Source organism: Haemophilus parahaemolyticus (genome assembly GCF_018373095.1).
Lineage (GTDB): Bacteria > Pseudomonadota > Gammaproteobacteria > Enterobacterales > Pasteurellaceae > Haemophilus_A > Haemophilus_A parahaemolyticus_A.
Genome location: NZ_JAHAHT010000028.1, coordinates 1 through 19346, shown reverse-complemented (window position 1 = coordinate 19346; position 19346 = coordinate 1). Strand labels below are relative to the sequence as shown.

General features: G+C 39.8%; 15 protein-coding genes. 7 read left to right on the top strand and 8 right to left on the bottom strand.

All coding sequences use genetic code 11. From position 1 onward, the window contains the following. A partial coding sequence (locus tag KH943_RS04645; protein WP_304108257.1) for an IS3 family transposase occupies window positions 1-442 on the top strand: 442 nt, incomplete at its 5' end. A gap of 63 nt (window positions 443-505) precedes the next feature. Here the strand turns inward: KH943_RS04645 and KH943_RS04640 are convergent. The 3 genes from KH943_RS04640 to nfo form a co-directional block, all read right to left on the bottom strand. After that, on the bottom strand, window positions 506-1774 hold the full coding sequence (locus tag KH943_RS04640; RefSeq protein WP_304108255.1) for an NRAMP family divalent metal transporter: 1269 nt from the start codon (window positions 1772-1774) through the stop codon (window positions 506-508). Between the two features lie 685 nt (window positions 1775-2459). Next, window positions 2460-3041 (bottom strand): C40 family peptidase, encoded by a 582-nt coding sequence (locus KH943_RS04635; protein ID WP_304108253.1) that lies wholly within the window; start codon window positions 3039-3041, stop codon window positions 2460-2462. Window positions 3042-3144: 103 nt separating this feature from the next. Further along, complete coding sequence (nfo, locus tag KH943_RS04630; protein ID WP_304108251.1) at window positions 3145-3990, bottom strand: deoxyribonuclease IV; 846 nt, start codon at window positions 3988-3990, stop codon at window positions 3145-3147. 89 nt (window positions 3991-4079) lie between these two features. Between nfo and KH943_RS04625 the strand changes: the two genes are divergently transcribed. Beyond that, complete coding sequence (locus KH943_RS04625; RefSeq protein WP_304108249.1) at window positions 4080-4637, top strand: TorD/DmsD family molecular chaperone; 558 nt, start codon at window positions 4080-4082, stop codon at window positions 4635-4637. A 31-nt stretch (window positions 4638-4668) separates the two neighbouring features. Then, window positions 4669-5055: a hypothetical protein gene (locus KH943_RS04620; RefSeq protein WP_304108248.1), complete on the top strand. Its 387-nt coding sequence runs from the start codon at window positions 4669-4671 to the stop codon at window positions 5053-5055. A gap of 90 nt (window positions 5056-5145) precedes the next feature. Here the strand turns inward: KH943_RS04620 and KH943_RS04615 are convergent, their stop codons facing one another. The 4 genes from KH943_RS04615 to KH943_RS04600 form a co-directional block, all read right to left on the bottom strand. Continuing rightward, a complete protein-coding gene (locus KH943_RS04615; RefSeq protein WP_304108247.1) occupies window positions 5146-6813 on the bottom strand; it encodes a methyltransferase regulatory domain-containing protein in 1668 nt (555 codons plus the stop codon). 147 nt (window positions 6814-6960) lie between these two features. Next, window positions 6961-8040 (bottom strand): ABC transporter ATP-binding protein, encoded by a 1080-nt coding sequence (locus tag KH943_RS04610; RefSeq protein ID WP_304108245.1) that lies wholly within the window; start codon window positions 8038-8040, stop codon window positions 6961-6963. Next, window positions 8027-9547 carry an ABC transporter permease gene (locus KH943_RS04605; protein WP_304108243.1) on the bottom strand — a complete coding sequence of 507 codons (1521 nt, stop codon included), beginning with the start codon at window positions 9545-9547 and terminating at the stop codon, window positions 8027-8029. The genes KH943_RS04610 and KH943_RS04605 overlap by 14 nt, the downstream gene beginning before the upstream one ends. Before the next feature lie 116 nt (window positions 9548-9663). Next, entirely contained in the window at window positions 9664-10659 is a 996-nt protein-coding gene (locus tag KH943_RS04600) for an iron ABC transporter substrate-binding protein (RefSeq protein WP_040218684.1), read from the bottom strand. 192 nt (window positions 10660-10851) lie between these two features. On the opposite strand from KH943_RS04600, the gene uvrD reads away from it, so the two are divergent. Together uvrD and KH943_RS04590 are read left to right on the top strand one after the other, a co-directional pair. Further along, entirely contained in the window at window positions 10852-13041 is a 2190-nt protein-coding gene (gene uvrD / locus KH943_RS04595) for a DNA helicase II (RefSeq protein ID WP_304108242.1), read from the top strand. Between the two features lie 73 nt (window positions 13042-13114). Beyond that, on the top strand, window positions 13115-13903 hold the full coding sequence (locus KH943_RS04590; protein WP_304108240.1) for a TatD family hydrolase: 789 nt from the start codon (window positions 13115-13117) through the stop codon (window positions 13901-13903). A gap of 65 nt (window positions 13904-13968) precedes the next feature. Here KH943_RS04590 and lpxB read toward each other — a convergent pair whose 3' ends face one another. Continuing rightward, complete coding sequence (gene lpxB, locus KH943_RS04585; protein ID WP_304108238.1) at window positions 13969-15141, bottom strand: lipid-A-disaccharide synthase; 1173 nt, start codon at window positions 15139-15141, stop codon at window positions 13969-13971. Window positions 15142-15609: 468 nt separating this feature from the next. Between lpxB and glgB the strand changes: the two genes are divergently transcribed. Next, the gene (glgB, locus tag KH943_RS04580) at window positions 15610-17805 is read left to right on the top strand and encodes a 1,4-alpha-glucan branching protein GlgB (RefSeq protein ID WP_304108236.1); all 2196 of its coding nucleotides are present in this window, start codon (window positions 15610-15612) and stop codon (window positions 17803-17805) included. A gap of 147 nt (window positions 17806-17952) precedes the next feature. Then, window positions 17953-19346: glycogen debranching protein GlgX (gene glgX, locus KH943_RS04575; protein WP_304108235.1), on the top strand; the 1394-nt coding region annotated here is incomplete at its 3' end.

The window sequence follows — 19346 nt, the reverse complement described above, 5'->3', positions numbered from 1 at the left end:
TTTTACGCAAGAAAAGCTTTATTTTTCACCGTTGATGGACTTGGCTAACCGAGAAATTATTGCCTATAACTTTTCAACACGCCCCAAATTTTCATTGGTGAAAAAGATGTTAGCACAAGAGCTTAGTCGGCTTAAACCGACAGAACACCCGATTATTCATAGCGACCAAGGCGTATTGTATGGCACGGCGGAATGGGGGAAAATGTTGGAGGGTAAAGCGTTGCAAAGTATGAGCCGCCGAGGAAATTGCTACGATAATGCGGTGATTGAAAGTTTTTTTGCGATACTAAAATCAGAGTGTTTTTACTCACGGAGTTATCATTTAATCGCTGAATTACAGGCTAAAATTGAAGAATATTTAGTGTATTACAACCAAAAACGAATTAAACTTGGTTTAAAAGGATTGAGCCCAGTACAATACCGAGCTCAATATTTAAGTTAACTAACCTGTCCAACTTTTTGGGGGCAGATCATTTCATTTTATTATTTGGTTAAACAATCTTTGTTAAATCCAGCCTAATTCATACGCAATAAAGAGTAACGTAAAACCTGTTAAATAAGTTAAACCAACAACAGCTAACCAGAATAATCCGCCTTTCACACGATGCTCACCTTTTAAAACGAGTGAGAAGTTTAACCAACCAAAAATTGGTGTGGAAACGAAAGAACAGATCATCGCAAATGAAAGTAATTTTGCTACATCGCTCATAAAGAAGAGGATGATGATAATGCCGATGGCTGCTGCAGCTGTCATCCAAATATTTAAGCTTGCCACCGAACTCTCTTTTCTACCTAATAAAATACGCAATGCTTCATTGTTTGCTCGTGAATAGCCATCAATAACCGTAATGGTTGTGCCGAACATACACATAAAGGCAATCAATGCGATGAGTAATTTAGACCAATCACCGATAGCAAAGGCATACATTTTGATAAGCTGTGCGATATATTTTACGCCCGCTTTTTCAACGACTTCACCTGAGCCATATTGTACTAATGCACCGAGTGCTAAGAAAACAATCGCTAAAATAGCTGTGCCGATAAACCCAATATTGAAGTCTAAAATACCATCTTGATAGCTCACTTTGCTTAAACGACGTTTTGCAACCACCCACATTGAATTGATTGCTGAAATCTCAATTGGGGCAGGCATCCATCCCATCAATGCAACGATAAAGCCAAGAGAGGCTAAATTCCAAGGGGAAGGCTCAATAAAATCAGGTGCAACTTTTACACCACCTTTTAATGTTGCGATCACGACCGCAGAAACGGTTGAAACTGTTAAAGCGATCATAATGAATTTAGACAAACGGTCTAAAAATTTGTATTGACCGAGTAAAAGAATGCCTAGTGTGACGGCAATAATAATAGTACTAGCGGCTGGAATGCTGATATCCCAGTTTAATCCTAACGCAGAAATAATAAATTTGAGAATTGCCGCAGTAACAATCCCCACCGCTGCAGTGTTGATCATTGTAGCGATAACATTCAATATAAAGAAAACGACTAAGTAAATGCCACCTTTTTCTTGATAACCTTCAAGCAAGGTTTTGTTCGAGCTAAGCGTGTATTGCACGCCGAAACGGAAGAAAGGATATTTGAAAAGGTTTGCTAAGATAATGATGATAGCAAGTTGCCAACCATAAATTGCCCCTGCTTGAGTAGATGCTACGATGTGTGAACCACCTACGGCAGCAGATGCCATTAAGATACCAGGCCCAAGTGCCTTAAACTTTGAAGCCCAAGTTGAGTGTTCTTCGATTTGTTGTGTCATAAAAAGTCCTATATTACATAAATTAAAGTCTTGGCGATTTTAATTTAATTTTTTAACAAAATATAGTGTTTTTATTGACATTTCTAGGATTTAAAACTGTTTAAGGTGTATAAAATAGGGTTTTATAAAGATATTTATATATTTAAAACTAATTATATTGAAAATACCAGTTTAATTAGCTGAATTTAGTAGTTTTTATAGAGAGAGCGATTATCGCTATTATTTACGAAATAATATTTGTTTGAGTATATTTTAATCGTTTGTATTTTTAATGTTTCAAACCTATGATCCATTTTACAGATTTTTAATAAATACAATTTTAAGATCACAAAACCAATATTAAAGGAAAGATTATGGAGACTTGGCTACAAAATTATACTGCCGTGGGTGGCAGTTTATATCTGACAGCGGCATCTTCCGCAATCTATGGCTTTACTTAAAGGTGGGGGATTTGAATACTACATCCAAAGCCTCCCCATCGAAACCAAACAGACTTTACTTCTCCCCCAGAGCAAACAGCAGTAGCTTTTCAAAAAATAGAAGAAACTCGACCATTTGCAAGCGATGGAGTGAATTCAGGGGAAACTAAAAGGACTGAGCCCTGTGAATTACAGAATTCAGTCCTTGAACTAAATAAGTCTAATTTTTTGGGATCAGATCATATTTACGTGGAATTATTAAAAGATTAAAGCACTCGACGTGATTGAGTATAAGTCCTTGCCCAATATTTTTCAGAAAGAGAACTTGTTGTTACACCTTGACGGGTACTAGAGTGAACAAATTTACCACCACCAATATATACGCCTACATGATTATTCTTTCGGAAAAAGACTAAATCGCCTGGTTGTAAATCTGATTTAGAAATGGAACGACCTGAATGACGTTGCTCCGCTGTTGAACGAGGAAGATGAATATTAAAAGCACCACTCATTGTTTTCTGTACAAAAGCCGAACAATCAATTCCCGCTGTTCCTGTACCACCTAAACGGTAACGTGTTCCCACCCATTGGCGATAAACTTGATTCACTTTTTGTGAGCCACTTTTCTCTGAGTTTGTGGTTTTACTTTGATTCGCTTTTACTTTTGCAGATTTTTGCTTCGCATTTTGCTGAATTTGCTCTGCTGTTGCCGCTTTAGCCACAATACGTGCTTTAACTTGGTGGGTTGAAGTGCTACTTAAACTCGCATTTGCTTGAAGCGTAAAGCCTGCGAATAGAACAAATAATGAGAGTTTTAGTTTGGTTAAAAAAGGGGATTTCTTATTCATAATTTTGTCTCGCCAGAACAACTAAAGCGTGTTTATTCCTATTAAAAAGATTAATCAATATGCAATAAAAAATTATTGCGAAAACAGGTCAGAGGAGTATAACTTATTTGTTCGCCAATGTCCGTAAAAATTTTATCTCTTCTGCCCAAATATCAGGATTGATTGTCTCTAAAATCATCGGAATGCCATCAAAGCGGTCATCTTTCATAATAAATTCGCAAAATGCAGTGCCAATTGTGCCTTCACCTAACGTATCGTGACGGTCTTTTCGGCTGCCTAATGGTGTTTTTGAACCATTGAGGTGCATTCCGCGTAAATATTTAAAGCCAACCACTTGTTCAAATTCGGCAAAAGTTTTTTCGCATTGCTCAAGTGAGCTAATATCGTAACCCGCTGAAAAAGTATGGCAAGTATCTAAACAGACGCCCACACGGCTTTTATCCTCTACTTGTTCAATAATCTTTGCCAAATGCTCGAAACGATAGCCTAAATTTGAGCCCTGCCCTGCCGTATTTTCAATAACTGCGATTACATTTGGCACTTTACTCACGGCAATATTGATGGACTCCGCAATTCTTGCTAAACAGTCTTGCTCAGAAATTTTATTTAAGTGAGAACCAGGGTGGAAATTAAGCAATTTCAAACCAAGTTGATTGGCTCGTTCCATTTCATCAATAAAAGCTATCCGTGATTTTTCTAAGCCTTCCACCTCAGGGCTGCCTAAGTTAATCAAATAGCTGTCGTGTGGTAGAATTTGATCCGCAGTAAAATGATGCACTTGGCAAAAGCGTTTAAATTTCTCAATGGTTTCCGCTTTTAATGGTGGTGCTTTCCATTGACGCTGGTTTTTGGTAAACAGTGCAAAAGCATTTGCACCAATGTCTACCGCACGCAACACAGCTTGCTCAACACCGCCTGATGCACTCACATGAGCCCCAATATATTTCATCGTATTTCCTCTTCTTTTCTATTTTTGTTCTATAAAAGTTGTGTAGAGTGTAAAATAGTGCTATTCACTCAATATTTTTGGTTTATTTTATGAGCAATACTCACATTAATGATTTTTCACTTTTATGTCGTCTATTCGGTAATCTTTTTTATCGCCAACCAAACGATCCTATTTTAGCAGGAACCTTTGCGTGGCTTGCTCAAGGTGGACTTCGCCAGCAATGGGCATTAGATACCGACAGCCAAAACGAACTTTCGCTAACCTTGTTAGAAAAACAGGCTAACCCTACCGAATTAGCCCCAAGCTATCAAGCACTTTTTGCAGAAAATGGAGCAATTCCGACCGCTATTTCTGCTTATAAAGTTTCTGTTGAAGATTTTATTGTCTTTAGAAATGAACGTGGAATGCCTACATTGGAGCAAGCCGATCACGTTGCATTGTTATTGCTTACTGCCTCTTGGATTGAAGACCATCTGGATTCTACCCAAGCTCAGCAAATGTTGTTTGAAAAATATCTTCTGCCTTGTATGAATAAATTTTTAGGTTTAGTGGAAACAAAAGATGATGGTTTCTACAAGGCTCTTGCCCAACTTACCCGCGATGCGTTAAGTGCTATGGCAGATGAATTGGACGATGAAGATATTTAAAAGAGATTTAATTTACCTTTAAGGAAGTGCTATGAAATACTCACATCTCACCACAATTTTAGTTAGCCTTGCATTGACAGGCTGTGCCTTAACACCAGCACAAAAAGCACAAAGAGAAGCAGAGAAAATTAAAGCTCAACAGCTGCTTTCAATTGAATTAGCCAAACAGTGTGATGCAGAAACCGCTTCACTGATGGAGAAAAAACTTAATCCTCCAGTTAGCCAAACATCTGAAGAAAAGGAAAAATTGGATAAAGCCTATGCGAAAAAAATCCAAAATCCGATTTTCCAAGCCTGCCATAAAATGGCGTGGGATAGCTATAAAGCACAAGCAGAAGTAGAAGAGATGCAACAATATTACCGCTTTGAACACCCGTATTGGGGTTCACCGTGGCATTATTGTTATATCTGCTGGTAATAAAAAAGAGAGTTTTAAACTCTCCTTTTCAATTAAACCACTAAACACACAGTAGGGCGTGAACAACTTAAAAGCACATCCTAATGTATTTTACTTTTCTTTTTTAGGCTCAGATTTAACTTCTGCTGTTTTCTCTACTTGAGAGACTACATCAAGTTCCGCGTGAACTTCCTTACCTGTGACTAAATCAGCCTCTAAAATAGGTCGAATATAACCAAATACCTCTAAATCTTGACAAAGAGCAGAACATAATCCTGTTGCATCGAACTCTTCATCAATAGGCTTCTCATTATTATCCATATCTTTATAGTTATTCTCAATCAAGTATTTTTGGAGAGAATCCACAAGTGCAGCTTTAGTTATTGGCTTACGCATTTCAGACATGATGTGAAGATGTAAAGGCAAAATACCAACCACAGTTCTATTATACATATCTCCAAACTCAATATATTGCGTTGCACCATTTAACATTTTTTCTACATAATGAGTAAAACGTGCTGGAACGTAAGTTTTATTATCTTCAAATTGATATGTTTTATAGGGCATTAAATAAATATTTACATAATCTAAAATAATAGAAAGAAGAGAAGCAGAATAAATCATGTCTTCAGTAATATGCTTAAGATCTTTATTTTTTACTACGTAGTCTTTTAAATCTTGAATTGAGAATTCACCCACACTAAAAATAAAGTATTCAAATAGACGAACAATATCAGGATTATTAAATGATGTTGATAAATTATTTTCTTTATTCGTTGTTAAGAAAGTCAATTTATCTAAAATGGCTTTTGGAACTTCTTCGGTATGATTAACATTGCCTTGTAAATTTGCATGGCATAGTAAACTTCTTCTAAAAGCAACATCGTATAAGTAGTCAATACACTGCTCACGTGCAACATAATCATCACCCGTTAACTGGATTATCATATCGCGTAAATGTTGTTGCATCCAAGAGGTAAACGAAAGTTGGAAATCTGTATCTCCAATATAAGCTAATTGATGTTTACATACCTCATCAACAAACTCATTTAAATAAAAAGGATGATTATAGGTTTCTAAATATTCATGTGCGATATAACTATCATCTTTATCTTGAATATCATCAAAATTATTGATTCGGAAACTATTATGCTCTTTCACAGATTTAATCGTTTTAATTGCATCAGAGAATAATTTTACAACAACTTTACCACGACGCATTTGCTCTGATAATGGAAGCTCAGATGTATGTTTATTAGTAAATAACATAATATCACGAGCCACCTCCTTGCTTTTCCAACCTGGATAAGTGTTATAAGAAATATAAGCGATACCATTTTCAGATAAATTATCTCGGCAAATATCTAAAATTTTAGATTTCACTTCATCAGGTACCCAAGAATAAATACCATGTGCAATAATATAATCAAATTTTCCAAACTCTGAGGTAATATGTAAAATATTTTTCGCTTCTAAACGGACATTATTTAAGCCCATTGACTTAATAATTTCATTACCTTGATTAATTTGGCTGCTGGATAAATCAATTCCAACAAACTCTGTTTCAGGATAATACACTGCTTGAGAAATTAAGTTTCCACCAAAAGAAGAGCCTAGTTCTAATACTTTTGCACCTTTAATCGCAGGTGGCGTTAATCCCCATAAATAAGCACTTGCTTCTAAAAAAGGAATGCTAGTGAATGAAAAAGGTTTTGAATAATATCTCAATTCATCATAACTTGTAGCCAATTCTGACTGATTTAATTGTGTATTTTCCATAAGTTCTTCTATCTATCTGAAATTAGGAGATGGATATTCTAGAGTATATTGGAGATTTTGGGAAATAAAACAGAGAATTTATAAAACTTTACCTAAATAGACCGCTTGAAGTGCAAATGAAGCAAACCATATAATAAATCTGTTTAACTAGCCGAAAAACACCCCCCTTCCCTGCAAATACACATTAATCCTTTCTCCAATCTTAAGCTCTGGCATATAACCCATTTCAATCCAAATTTCATGGTGATTTATCGCAATTTGAACAGCGGTCGTTCTGCCTCTAAACTCAATGTTTTGCACAATGGCTTCAAAAGTCGAGACCGTACAAGCGGTACTATTTTGCGAAATATTGACCAAACTGAATTGTTCTGGACGAAGCAAAATTTGACCGCTTGTCGCATCACTATGCGTAGGCTGAATAGGCACACATCCAAGCTGGCATTGTACAAGATTTTTATCAACCCTATGGGCAGGCAAGACAATGCTTTCGCCTATAAATGTTGCCGTTTCAAGATGATTAGGCGACCAATAAAGCGAGCAAGGCGTGTCGATTTGTAAAATTTTACCTTGCTGAATAATGGCGATTTTATCAGCGTAGCGTAAGGCTTCATCACGGTCGTGGGTAACAAAGATGGCGGAAGTACCGCTTTGGCGAAGTGCTTGGAGCATCTCTTGGCGAATCTGTTGGCGGAGATGTTCATCCAAGGCACTAAACGGTTCATCCAGTAAAATTAATTCTGGGTTAGGAGCAAGTGCTCGAGCAAGAGCGACACGTTGTTGTTGTCCGCCAGAAAGTTGATGCGGGAAGCGTTCGGCTAATTCGCTGATACCCGTGAGTTTCATCGCTTGTTCGATACGTGAGCGTTCTTCTATAGTCTTACCCTTACCATTTCCCAAGCCATAAGCAATATTGCGATATACATTCAAATATGGGAACAGTACGCCCTCTTGCACCACATAACCGAGATGGCGTTGTTGCGTTGGTAGATTGCAATTCTCTCCAAAAATTAACCGCTCTTTGAGCCAAATTTCTCCGTTAGTCGGCTGCTCAAAGCCAGCAATAGCACGCAACAGCGTGGTTTTTCCACAGCCAGAAGCACCAAGCAAAAAGAGCATTTCACCCTGTGCTAAGGTCAGAGAAATATCGTTCAACACTTGCTGTTCGCCAAAAAATTTATTTAGATTTTTGATGGTGAGTAATGTCTCTTTCATTCTATTTAAATGCATATTTTTTTAACAAAAACACAGGAATACCCGAAAAAAGCACCAACATCAACGCATAAGGCGTGGCAGCGGCATATTGAGCATCGCTGGTATATTCCCACACCGCGGTGGATAAAGTTTTAATATCATTCGGAGTGAGCAAAAGTGTGGCAGTCAGCTCTTTCATCAAATTTAAAAAGACCAATGCAAAGGCGGCAGCAATCCCAGGTAGCATCGCAGGCAGAGTAAGTGTTCGGAAAATATAAAACGGACTCCTCCCAAGGCTTTGCCCTACTTTTTCAATATTATCGGAAAGTTGCTCCAAAGCAGCACGAAGCGTAGTTTGAGCCATCGGCAGATAGAGCATAAAATAAGCAACAATCACTACTAAGAAAGTTTGATAAATGGCATTGGCGTAGTTTATCGTAAAATAAACCAGCGATAATGCAATCACCAATCCTGGCACAGCGTGAAGCAAGTAAGGTAAGCGGTCAATCCAGACAGTTAATTTACTACTATAACGAACGGCGGCCCAAACCAGCGGCAATGCACAAATCACGGTAAGCAATGCACCCAAGCCTGAAATTGTCAACGAATGGCTGAAAGCTGCAAAAAATTCCGAAAAATCGAATGCTCTTTCGCGTGAATTTCCTACAATCAGCCAGTAGATCAGCATCGCCACAGGAACACCGATGCTCAACATAAAAATGCAGGAAAAGAACACAAAAGTGACACATTGCTTGCCGAATGAAAGCTTTTTAACGGGATAAGGTCGTGTAACGCCTTTACCACTATTGTACAGTGTTTGTTTACCACGAAAAAAGATTTCACCGAATACGATAATAGTACAAATTGCCATTAACACTGCAGAAAGCAAGGCTGCCGAACTGTTATTAAACGACATTTCATACTCTTGGAAAATGGCGGTGGTAAAGGTTTGATAATTTAAAATTGACACTGCACCAAATTCGACCAACATATGTAAGGCAATCAGTAATATACTACTGCCAATGGCAGGTTTAAGTTGTGGAAAAATGGCATGCCAAAAGGTGTAAGTAGAGCTTTTACCAAGCGAAAGACTGACTTCTTCCAACGAACGATCGAGTCTCTTTAAAGTCGCAGAAACAGGCAGATAAGCCAGCGGAAAAGAACTGAGCGTCATAATGCCAATCGTACCCCAAAAACCTTCCACTCGAAAGGTTAGGCTAATCCACGTAAAGCAGCTGACAAAGGCTGGAATACAGAGTGGCAAGCTCATTGCTACTTCAAAAAAGGCTTTGCCGAAAAAACGGCAGCGTTCAAGTAAAAAAGCACAAATCGTGCCAAGTGAAATAGCACCGATAGTGACACAAATCATTAAAAGCATTGTGTTACTTAATAATTCAGCCATTCGAGGGCGAAACAATAGTTCAACACTTCGGGTTAATCCCACTTCTGTTGCACGTAAAATGACATACAGAAATGGCAAACATAACGGAAGCCCGATTAAGATAATAAGTAAAGTGAGCCAGAATGGTGGTCTGCGAGGCAAAGTTAAATCCTTTTAGGAATGTGAACCCTCAGTTCACGCACGCAAGCGGTTAATTTTGGAGGAGAATTGTAAACGCGTGCGTGAATTTTTTCAAATCCACACACGCAATATTTGGATTATTTCAATCCAGCTTCTTCAATTAATTTAGTCGCATGCTCTTTATCTTGAGCTGTTGTTGCAGATACCACAGGGGCTTCTAATTTAGCATAAGGTTCAAGATTAAATGGCGAAACCACGTCAGCGCGTAATGGATATTCTGCACGGACTGCCACTAATGCTTCTTGACCTTTTTTACTCGCTAAGAAATCAACGAATTTTTGTGCTTCAGCTTGATTTTTAGAAGCTTTTAATACTGCTGCACCTGAATAGCTAACTAATGCACCTGGATCTTGGTGACGAACAAAATAAAGACGGCTTTTTAGGTTTTCCACGCCTTTTTCTTTTGCAAGGTTATACCAATAATAGTTATTGATTAACGCAGCAGGCACTTCGCCATTTTCGACCGCTTGTAATGCCACACTATTTTTAGCGTAAAGTTTACCGTTCTCTTTTAAGCCTTTTAACCAATTAAGTGCAACTTTGTCCCCTTTCATTTTGCTTAAAGCAACAACTTGCTCTAAGAATGCACCAGAGGTTGGTACATAACCGATTTTATCTTTCCATTTTGGTGTTGCATAATCAAGTACTGATTTTTCCATATCTTTTTCAGATAATTTAGTATGATCGTAAACCACTACGCGAGAACGACCACTTAATGCAACCCAGTCTTTTTTCGGTGCAAGTGGTACGCCTTTTTGTGCAGTTTGTTTAATGGTTTGTTCTGAAATTGGTGCTAAAAGCCCTGCTTCAGAAAGATCAGCAAAAGTCGCTGTTTGTTCAGTATAGAAAACATCGGCGGGTGTTTTATCGCCTTCTTCTTTTAATTGACCTGCAAGTTGCGCACTTTTTCCGCTATTTAGCGTAACTTTAATGCCAGTTTCCTGTTCAAAGGCTTTTGCCACTGCAGCAGCGGCTTCTTTGTGCTGACCATTATAAACAGTGATATCGGCGAAACTACTTGCAGAAAAAGTAAGTGCTGCAAGTGCTGCTAGTTTAAAGTGTTTAAATTGCATAAGAAAAATCTCCTTCTTCGATTGATTGTTTTTGATGCGTTTTTATTATATTCTTAACGAACATTAAATGCAAATAATTCTTAATTAAAATTAATACTTTTTTAACAACTCTCAAAACATTTCCCAAAACCGACTGCTTTAGGCTATAATCTTGCAATCTCACTGTATAAAAAAACAAATATAGGCTAACTAATGGATTTTTCTTTATTACTTGATGGCTTGAATGATAAACAACGCGAAGCAGTCGCTGCGCCTATTGGCAATTATTTGGTGTTAGCAGGGGCAGGTTCAGGTAAAACCCGTGTGCTCACTCACCGTATTGCGTGGTTAATTGGTGTAGAAAATGTGCCTGAATCAAACATTTTAGCGGTGACTTTTACCAACAAAGCTGCTAGCGAGATGCGTCATCGTATCGAAAGTACGCTTTTTCAAACAAGCAACCATTCCATGTTTGGTATGTGGGTAGGAACCTTCCACAGTATTGCCAACCGCCTGTTACGTTCTCACTATTTAGATGCTGACCTGCCACAAGATTTTCAGATTATGGACAGCGAAGACCAAGTCCGACTACTCAAACGTTTGTTGAAATTACACAATATTGATGAAAAACATTTTCCACCAAAACACGTAGCTTGGTATATCAATGCCCAAAAAGATAAGGGTAATCGAGCTAAAGATATTGAACATCACAATGATCTGAATGAGAAAAAATTAGTTGAAATTTACCAGCTTTACCAAGAAGCGTGCGACCGTGCAGGCTTATTGGATTTTGCGGAATTACTGATTCGCACCTATGAAATGCTGAAGAAAAAACCGCTAATTTTGCAACGCTATCAACAACGCTTCCAGCATATTTTGATCGATGAGTTCCAAGACACCAACAATATTCAATATGATCTGATTCGACTGCTTGCGGGTGATTCGGGCAAGGTAATGATTGTGGGCGATGATGACCAATCGATCTACGGCTGGCGTGGGGCACAGGTCGAAAATATCCAGAAATTCCTGAAAGATTATCCAAAAGCAGAGACGATCCGCCTAGAACAAAATTACCGTTCTACAGGGCATATTTTGTCTACAGCAAATGAGCTGATTTCTAACAACGATAATCGCTTGGGCAAAAACTTGTGGACATCGAGCGGCAATGGCGATCCTGTTGAAATTTATTGTGCCTTTAATGAACTAGACGAAGCCCGTTTTGTTGCCTCACAAATTCAGCAATGGAAAGAGGATGAGGGCAGCTATTCAGAATGTGCCGTGCTTTATCGCAGCAACAGCCAATCACGCGTGATTGAAGAAGCCTTAATTCAAGCCAATATTCCGTACCGCATTTATGGCGGTATGCGATTCTTCGAACGCCAAGAGATTAAAGATGCATTGGCTTATCTGCGTTTAATTGCTAATCGCCAAGATGATGCTGCATTTGAACGCGTAGTCAATACCCCACCGCGTGGTATAGGTGATCGCACCTTGGACACTATCCGCCAAATTACTCGCACGCGTTCCATCACTCTTTGGCAAGCGGTGCAAGTAGCGTTAAATGAAGAGCAACTTTCTGGCCGCTCCGCGTCCGCTCTGCTTCGCTTTGTGGAACTGATTAACGCCATGGATGAAGAAACTTCAGAAATGGCACTTACAGAACAAACCGATTTTGTGATTAAAAAATCTGGTCTGTATGAGATGTACAAGCAAGAAAAAGGCGAGAAAGGCGAAGTTCGCATCGAAAACTTAGAAGAGTTGGTCACTGCAACCAAACAATTTACTCCGCCAGAAGAGGCTGAAGAACTCACACCACTAACCGCTTTTCTAACCCATGCATCATTAGAAGCAGGCGAAGCACAAGCCTCGCCACATCAAGAGTATGTGGAGCTGATGACACTTCACTCAGCAAAAGGATTGGAATTCCCCCGCGTATTTATGGTGGGCGTGGAAGAAGGCATTTTCCCAAGCGGAATGAGCTTTGACGAAGGACGATTGCAAGAAGAACGTCGCTTGGCATATGTAGGTATTACCCGGGCAAAACGCAAGCTAACCATTAGTTATGCTGAACTTCGTCGTCTTTACGGTAAGGAAGAACGCCATATTCCATCGCGTTTTATTGCTGAATTGCCAGAAGAAAATATCCGAGAAATTCGCTTACGTGGCAATATTAACCGAGCGGCAAATTTCAGCACCGTTGCAAAACATCCGCCAAAAACGACCGCTTCCATTTTAGAAGATGATGTTTGGAAAATGGGGCAGAAGGTCTATCACGCCAAATTCGGGCAAGGTACGATTATCAATGTCGAAGGCTCAGGCGAAGCTACCCGCCTGCAAATTGCGTTCCAAGGCAATGGCATTAAGTGGCTGATTGCGAAAATGGCGAAGTTGGAGAAGTTCTAGACTTTAAACACATATCATACGTAGGGAAGGGATACCCCCTCCCTTTACCCAATGACTAAATCCAAATTGATATATGCAATTCTTTGATACACACACTCATCTTGACTACTTGGCAGAAGCACTTAATTTATCCATTCCACAGTTAGTCAAAAATGCAGGCAACGCAAGCGTGCAGAAAATGCTTATCGTGGCAGTTTTTGCAGAAAATTTTGAAAAAGTGACCGCTTGTGCTCATCAATCACCCGAGCATTTACGCTATGGTTTGGGGCTACATCCACTCTATATTCTCCAGCACGAACACGCTCATTTAGATTTGCTGGAAAGCCTATTAAACGAGCGAGATCCACTCTGCACTGCGATTGCAGAGATAGGGCTTGAAAAAGCAGTGGCAGATGTGGCAACGCCTGAGCTTTGGCAGAAACAATGCGAGTTTTTAGAAGCACAACTCGCTCTTGCCAAGCGGTTTAATTTACCCGTTAATTTGCATTCTCGCAAAACCCACGACGCATTATTTACCTTTTTGAAAAAAGCGAAATTAACCAATACGGGCGTAGTGCACGGCTTTGCAGGTAGTTACGACCAAGCCAAACGCTTTGTTGATCTTGGCTACAAAATTGGTGTTGGTGGTACGATTACCTATGCTCGAGCCAACAAAACACGAGAAGCAATCAAAAAATTACCGCTTAAATCCCTTATTTTAGAAACTGATTCCCCCGATATGCCTGTTTTTGGCTTTCAAGGAGAACCAAACCGTCCTGAGCGAGTAACAGAAACTTTTTGTCATTTGTGTGAATTAAGAGAGGAAGCACCAGAAAAAATTATGGAAGTGGCGTGGGAAAATAGTTTAGCCTTATTTGGATAAAATCGTGCCACATTTATTACCTGGATTTTGTGATAATAGAGGAGTAAACGGCGCAACCAATTCTTTTATACGATTAAATTACCCTCCAACACATCCACCACAGCTTGTGCTGCCTGTGCATCGGCATCGCATTGGATCAGTTTATGTAAGTCCGTAAAACGGTGCTTGAGTTCATTTTTTTGTTTTAAACTCTCCATATCATCGCTTAAATAATGATTGAGCGACCACGCAAGGTTATCAGGATTACACTCTTCTTGAATCATCTCTGGGACAAGCGGTGCATTTGCAAGTAAATTTGGCAAAGAGATATACTCGGTTTTGACCAATTTTTTCGCAAGCCAATAGGTCAGTGGTTTCATTTTATACCCCACCACCATCGGCGATTTACAGAGCATTGCTTCTAATGCTGCCGTACCAGAAGCCAGTAATGTACATTCTGCAGCGATCATCGCTTGGCGAGCTTGCCCTTGCAAAATATGCAGTTCCAATTCTGGAGCAATATTTGCTTTAATCTCTTCTAACTGTGCTTGGCGTTTTTCATTCACCATCGGCACAAGAAATTCCAAATCTGGATGCTTCTCTTTTAACAGTTGAACGGTTTTTAGAAAAGGCTCTGCCAAGAATTGGATTTCGCTACCACGACTACCTATCAAAATAGCCACATAGCGTTTGCTTTCATCTAAACCGAGCTTTTCACAAGCCTCTGTTCGGTTAGGTTTTAAGGCTATCGCATCTGCCATCGTATGACCGATAAAACGACAAGGCGTGTCGAATTTATCGTAAAAAGCTTTTTCGAACGGTAAAAATGCTAACACTAAATCAGTCGCACGTTTGATTTTATGTACCCGATTTTGTCGCCACGCCCAAACAGAAGGGCTGACATAGTGAATCGTTTTGATGCCGTTTGACTTGAGTTTTTCCTCCACGGTGAGGTTAAAATCAGGGGCATCAATGCCGATAAACACATCAGGTTTCATTTCAAGCATTGTTTCAATCACTTGCTTTCGGTGTTTGAGTAAGCGAGGCAGATGCTTCAACACTTCTGCCAAACCCATCACGGAAAGTTCTTCCATCTCAAATAAAGTTTCACAACCCGCTTTTTTCATCTGCTCGCCCGCTACACCAATAAAGCGTGCATTTGGGTAGTGTAATTTTAATGCATTAATTAAGCCAGCACCTAGAATATCGCCTGAGACCTCACCTGCAACGAGTGCGATTAAAGGAGATTTTTGTTCCATTTTCTCTAATTTTTCTGTCGTTTTCTAAAGTTAAAAATAGTTTCATTATATTGTGATTAGCACGAATAGCAATCTATGCCGAAAATTTATACGATATTCCAAAAATTTCTTGACAGAGATCACGCTTTTTAACAAAAGTCGTTGTATTTATTTTGTTTAAGCCTAGAATTCAAATTAACTAAAAATTGGTAAATTTTTAAACGCATGACACTGGAAAGCATATTTTTTGATAGGGATGTTTCCACAAAGCCACTTAATGAGGAAGGCGGATTCTCTTTTTCTGGTTCTTTTAAGCAAACGTTTTCGTCATGCTTGTTTGCTCAAAAACCGCCATCCAATGAAGGCAATGTTTCTCAACCTTTTGCAATATTTTGGCAAAACTTGACCGCTTGCCTTCATTTCTTTCTACACAACCATCCCTATCATGCCCATTTTGCTTATGCTGTTTGTCAATTGTGAGGTTTTCTTATGACTCAACTCGTTACCCAATCTGTTATTGATTCTTTTTTTGATGGGGTTAATTCTGATCCCTTTTCTGTTCTCGGCATGCACGAAACCGATCTCGGCGTAGAAATTCGCACCTTATTGCCAGATGCCAACCGAGTAGCGGTAATTGAGTATGAAAGTGGTAAAACGGTAGCAGAATTAGACCGCTTGGACGAGCGTGGTTTCTTTGCTGCGGTGCTCCCCAATTGTCGTCATTTTTTTGCTTATCAATTACAGGTTTTTTGGGGCAATGAATCGCAAATAGTCGAAGATCCTTATCGTTTTCATCCTATGATTGATGATTTAGAACAATGGCTACTTGCGGAAGGTTCGATGCTTCGCCCGTATGAAGTGCTTGGTGCGCATTTTATGGAATGTGATGGTGTGAGCGGAGTAAATTTCCGTTTGTGGGCGCCCAATGCTAAACGCGTTTCTATTGTGGGCGATTTCAACTATTGGGATGGTCGCCGTCACCCGATGCGTTTCCACCCAAAAAGTGGTGTTTGGGAATTGTTCCTACCGAAAGTTAGTCTTGGTCAGCTTTATAAATTTGAATTGATTGATTGTTTTGGAAACTTGCGTTTGAAAGCGGATCCTTATGCGTTTAGCTCGCAGCTTCGCCCTGATACAGCTTCGCAGGTCAGTGCCTTGCCAAATGTGGTGGAAATGACCGAAGCACGCAAAAAAGCCAATCAAGGCAACCAACCTATTTCTATTTATGAAGTGCATTTAGGATCTTGGCGTCGTAATTTAGAAAACAATTTTTGGCTAGATTACGATCAAATTGCTGATGAATTAATTCCTTATGTAAAAGAGATGGGTTTTACTCACATTGAATTTTTGCCGCTTTCTGAATTTCCGTTTGATGGTTCTTGGGGTTATCAACCACTTGGACTTTATTCGCCAACCAGTCGCTTTGGTTCGCCTGAGGCATTTCGCCGTTTAGTCAAACGTGCACATGAAGCTGGAATTAATGTGATTTTAGATTGGGTGCCAGGGCATTTCCCAAGTGATACTCACGGCTTGAGTGCTTTTGATGGTACAGCCTTGTATGAACATGAAGATCCTCGCGAAGGCTATCATCAAGATTGGAATACCTTGATTTATAACTATGGACGTAATGAGGTCAAAAATTTCTTATCCAGTAATGCACTGTATTGGCTTGAACGCTTTGGTGTAGATGGTATTCGCGTAGATGCCGTGGCTTCAATGATCTACCGCGATTACAGCCGTGCGGAGGGCGAGTGGATTCCAAACCAATACGGCGGACGTGAAAACTTAGAAGCCATCGAGTTTTTAAAACACACCAACTGGAAAATTCACAGTGAAATGGCGGGGGCAATTTCCATTGCGGAAGAATCAACTTCTTTTGCAGGCGTAACTCACCCAAGCGAAAACGGCGGATTAGGTTTCAATTTCAAATGGAATATGGGCTGGATGAACGATACTCTGGCTTATATGAAGCTTGACCCAATTTACCGCCAATATCATCACAACAAAATGACCTTTGGAATGGTGTATCAATATAGCGAAAATTTTGTGCTGCCACTTTCGCACGATGAAGTGGTTCACGGTAAATATTCACTTCTTGGCAAAATGCCAGGCGATACGTGGCAAAAATTCGCTAACTTGCGTGCATATTACGGTTATATGTGGGGGTATCCAGGTAAAAAATTGCTCTTTATGGGTAATGAATTTGCTCAAGGCAGAGAATGGAATTACGAAGAAAGTTTAGACTGGTTCTTGCTTGATGAAAATATTGGCGGAGGCTGGCACAAAGGCGTGTTGAAGCTGGTTAAAGACCTCAATCAAATTTATCAAAAAAATCGACCGCTCTTTGAACTTGACAACTCCCCAGAAGGTTTCGATTGGCTTGTCGTTGATGATGCGGCAAATTCTGTGTTCGCCTTTGAACGTCGCAGTTCAAACGGAGAACGCATTATTGTCATCAGTAACTTTACCCCTGTGCCTCGTCACGACTACCGCATCGGCGTGAATATTGCGGGCGAATATGAAGAAATTTTGAATACCGATTCAATGTATTATCAAGGCTCAAATGTGGGCAATTTTGGTTGTGTCGCAAGTGAAAACATCGAAAGCCACGGACGAGAAAATTCGATTTCAGTGTCCATTCCGCCGTTAGCAACAGTTTATTTGAGATTGAAATCAGTAGAGTAATCCGTGGGTATAAATACCCCCACGGTTAGGCATAGGGGTTCCCATTTGGAGAACCAAATAGCGGAATAGAATAGCAAATTACAACCCCAAAGGGGTTGGATTATAACTAACTTAGGGTAACTTGTTACCCTAGGAACAACGAAAGATATGTTTACGATTTACAACAACGGCAATCCTCTTCCAATGGGATACTCACAAGCGGTCGAAAACAACGTGCAAATTACCAATTTCGCCCTGTTTTCCGCTGCGGCAACAGGTGTAGAGCTTTGTCTTTTTGACGAACAAAACCAAGAAACCCGTTTGCCAATGGTGCGTACTGAAAATGTGTGGCATTTGGCGGTAACTGGCGTGAAAACGGGTACGGAATATGGTTTCCGTATTTACGGAGAATTTGCCAATCCGAATAAATTAATGCTCGATCCCTATGCGAAAGCCGTGAATGGTAAACCTGATTTAAGTAGCGAAGAAAGTCGTTCTTGGTTCTTGCTTTCGGATAATTGCGACAACGCACATCTAGCCCCAAGAGCGGTAATTATTTCAGAAGAATTTGATTGGGAAGATGATACTTCCCCCAATACGTCTTGGGCGAAAACCATTGTGTATGAATTACATGTTAAAGGGTTTAGCCAGTTAAATGAGAAAATCCCTGCGGCGTTGCGTGGTACTTATGCGGGATTAGCACATCCCGTGAATTTGGCGTATTTGAAAGAGTTAGGCGTAACCGCAGTGGAGTTGCTGCCTGTAAATTTCCATATCAATGAACCGCACTTACAAGCTCGAGGTTTACAAAATTATTGGGGATACAATCCTTTGGCGATGTTTGCGGTAGAACCTAAATATGCGGCAACAAATAATCCATTGGCTGAATTTAAAGCGATGGTAAAGGCGTTTCACAAAGCGGGTATTGAAGTTATTTTAGATGTGGTATTTAACCATTCCGCAGAATCAGAGCAAACTTACCCAACATTCTGCCAGCGTGGTATTGATGATCAAACTTACTACTGGCGTAACGACAACGGACATTACATCAATTGGACAGGCTGCGGCAATATGCTCAATTTATCCTCTGATGTAGGGCGAAAATGGGTGGTGGATTGCCTGCGTTATTGGGTGGAGCAATGCCACATTGATGGATTCCGTTTTGATTTAGCCACTGTTTTAGGGCGTGATACACCTGATTTCAACTCGTCAGCTCAGCTTTTTACTGACATAAAAAATGAGCCAAGTTTACAAAATATTAAATTGATTGCCGAGCCTTGGGATATTGGACATTACGGTTATCAAGTCGGCAATTTCCCAAGTTATTTTGCCGAATGGAACGACCGATTCCGCGATGATCTCTGCCGTTTCTGGCTATGGAAAAGTGGCGAAATCGGTGCATTTGCAGAACGTTTTGCAGGCTCTAGCGATTTATTTAAGAAAAATGACCGCTTGCCACATACTACACTTAATTTTATTACCGCTCACGATGGTTTTACGCTTAAAGATTTAGTGAGTTACAACCAAAAACATAATGAAGCGAACGGCGAAGAAAATCACGA

What these genes read in the sequence shown, in the direction of transcription:
- lpxB (WP_304108238.1), bottom strand. Translation starts at nt 15,141, where the DNA reads ATGGAACAAAAATCTCCTTTAATCGCACTCGTTGCAGGTGAGGTCTCA.
- KH943_RS04640 (WP_304108255.1), bottom strand. Translation starts at nt 1,774, where the DNA reads ATGACACAACAAATCGAAGAACACTCAACTTGGGCTTCAAAGTTTAAG.
- KH943_RS04635 (WP_304108253.1), bottom strand. Translation starts at nt 3,041, where the DNA reads ATGAATAAGAAATCCCCTTTTTTAACCAAACTAAAACTCTCATTATTT.
- KH943_RS04600 (WP_040218684.1), bottom strand. Translation starts at nt 10,659, where the DNA reads ATGCAATTTAAACACTTTAAACTAGCAGCACTTGCAGCACTTACTTTT.
- glgB (WP_304108236.1), top strand. Translation starts at nt 15,610, where the DNA reads ATGACTCAACTCGTTACCCAATCTGTTATTGATTCTTTTTTTGATGGG.
- KH943_RS04615 (WP_304108247.1), bottom strand. Translation starts at nt 6,813, where the DNA reads ATGGAAAATACACAATTAAATCAGTCAGAATTGGCTACAAGTTATGAT.
- KH943_RS04610 (WP_304108245.1), bottom strand. Translation starts at nt 8,040, where the DNA reads ATGCATTTAAATAGAATGAAAGAGACATTACTCACCATCAAAAATCTA.
- KH943_RS04590 (WP_304108240.1), top strand. Translation starts at nt 13,115, where the DNA reads ATGCAATTCTTTGATACACACACTCATCTTGACTACTTGGCAGAAGCA.
- uvrD (WP_304108242.1), top strand. Translation starts at nt 10,852, where the DNA reads ATGGATTTTTCTTTATTACTTGATGGCTTGAATGATAAACAACGCGAA.
- KH943_RS04620 (WP_304108248.1), top strand. Translation starts at nt 4,669, where the DNA reads ATGAAATACTCACATCTCACCACAATTTTAGTTAGCCTTGCATTGACA.
- nfo (WP_304108251.1), bottom strand. Translation starts at nt 3,990, where the DNA reads ATGAAATATATTGGGGCTCATGTGAGTGCATCAGGCGGTGTTGAGCAA.
- KH943_RS04625 (WP_304108249.1), top strand. Translation starts at nt 4,080, where the DNA reads ATGAGCAATACTCACATTAATGATTTTTCACTTTTATGTCGTCTATTC.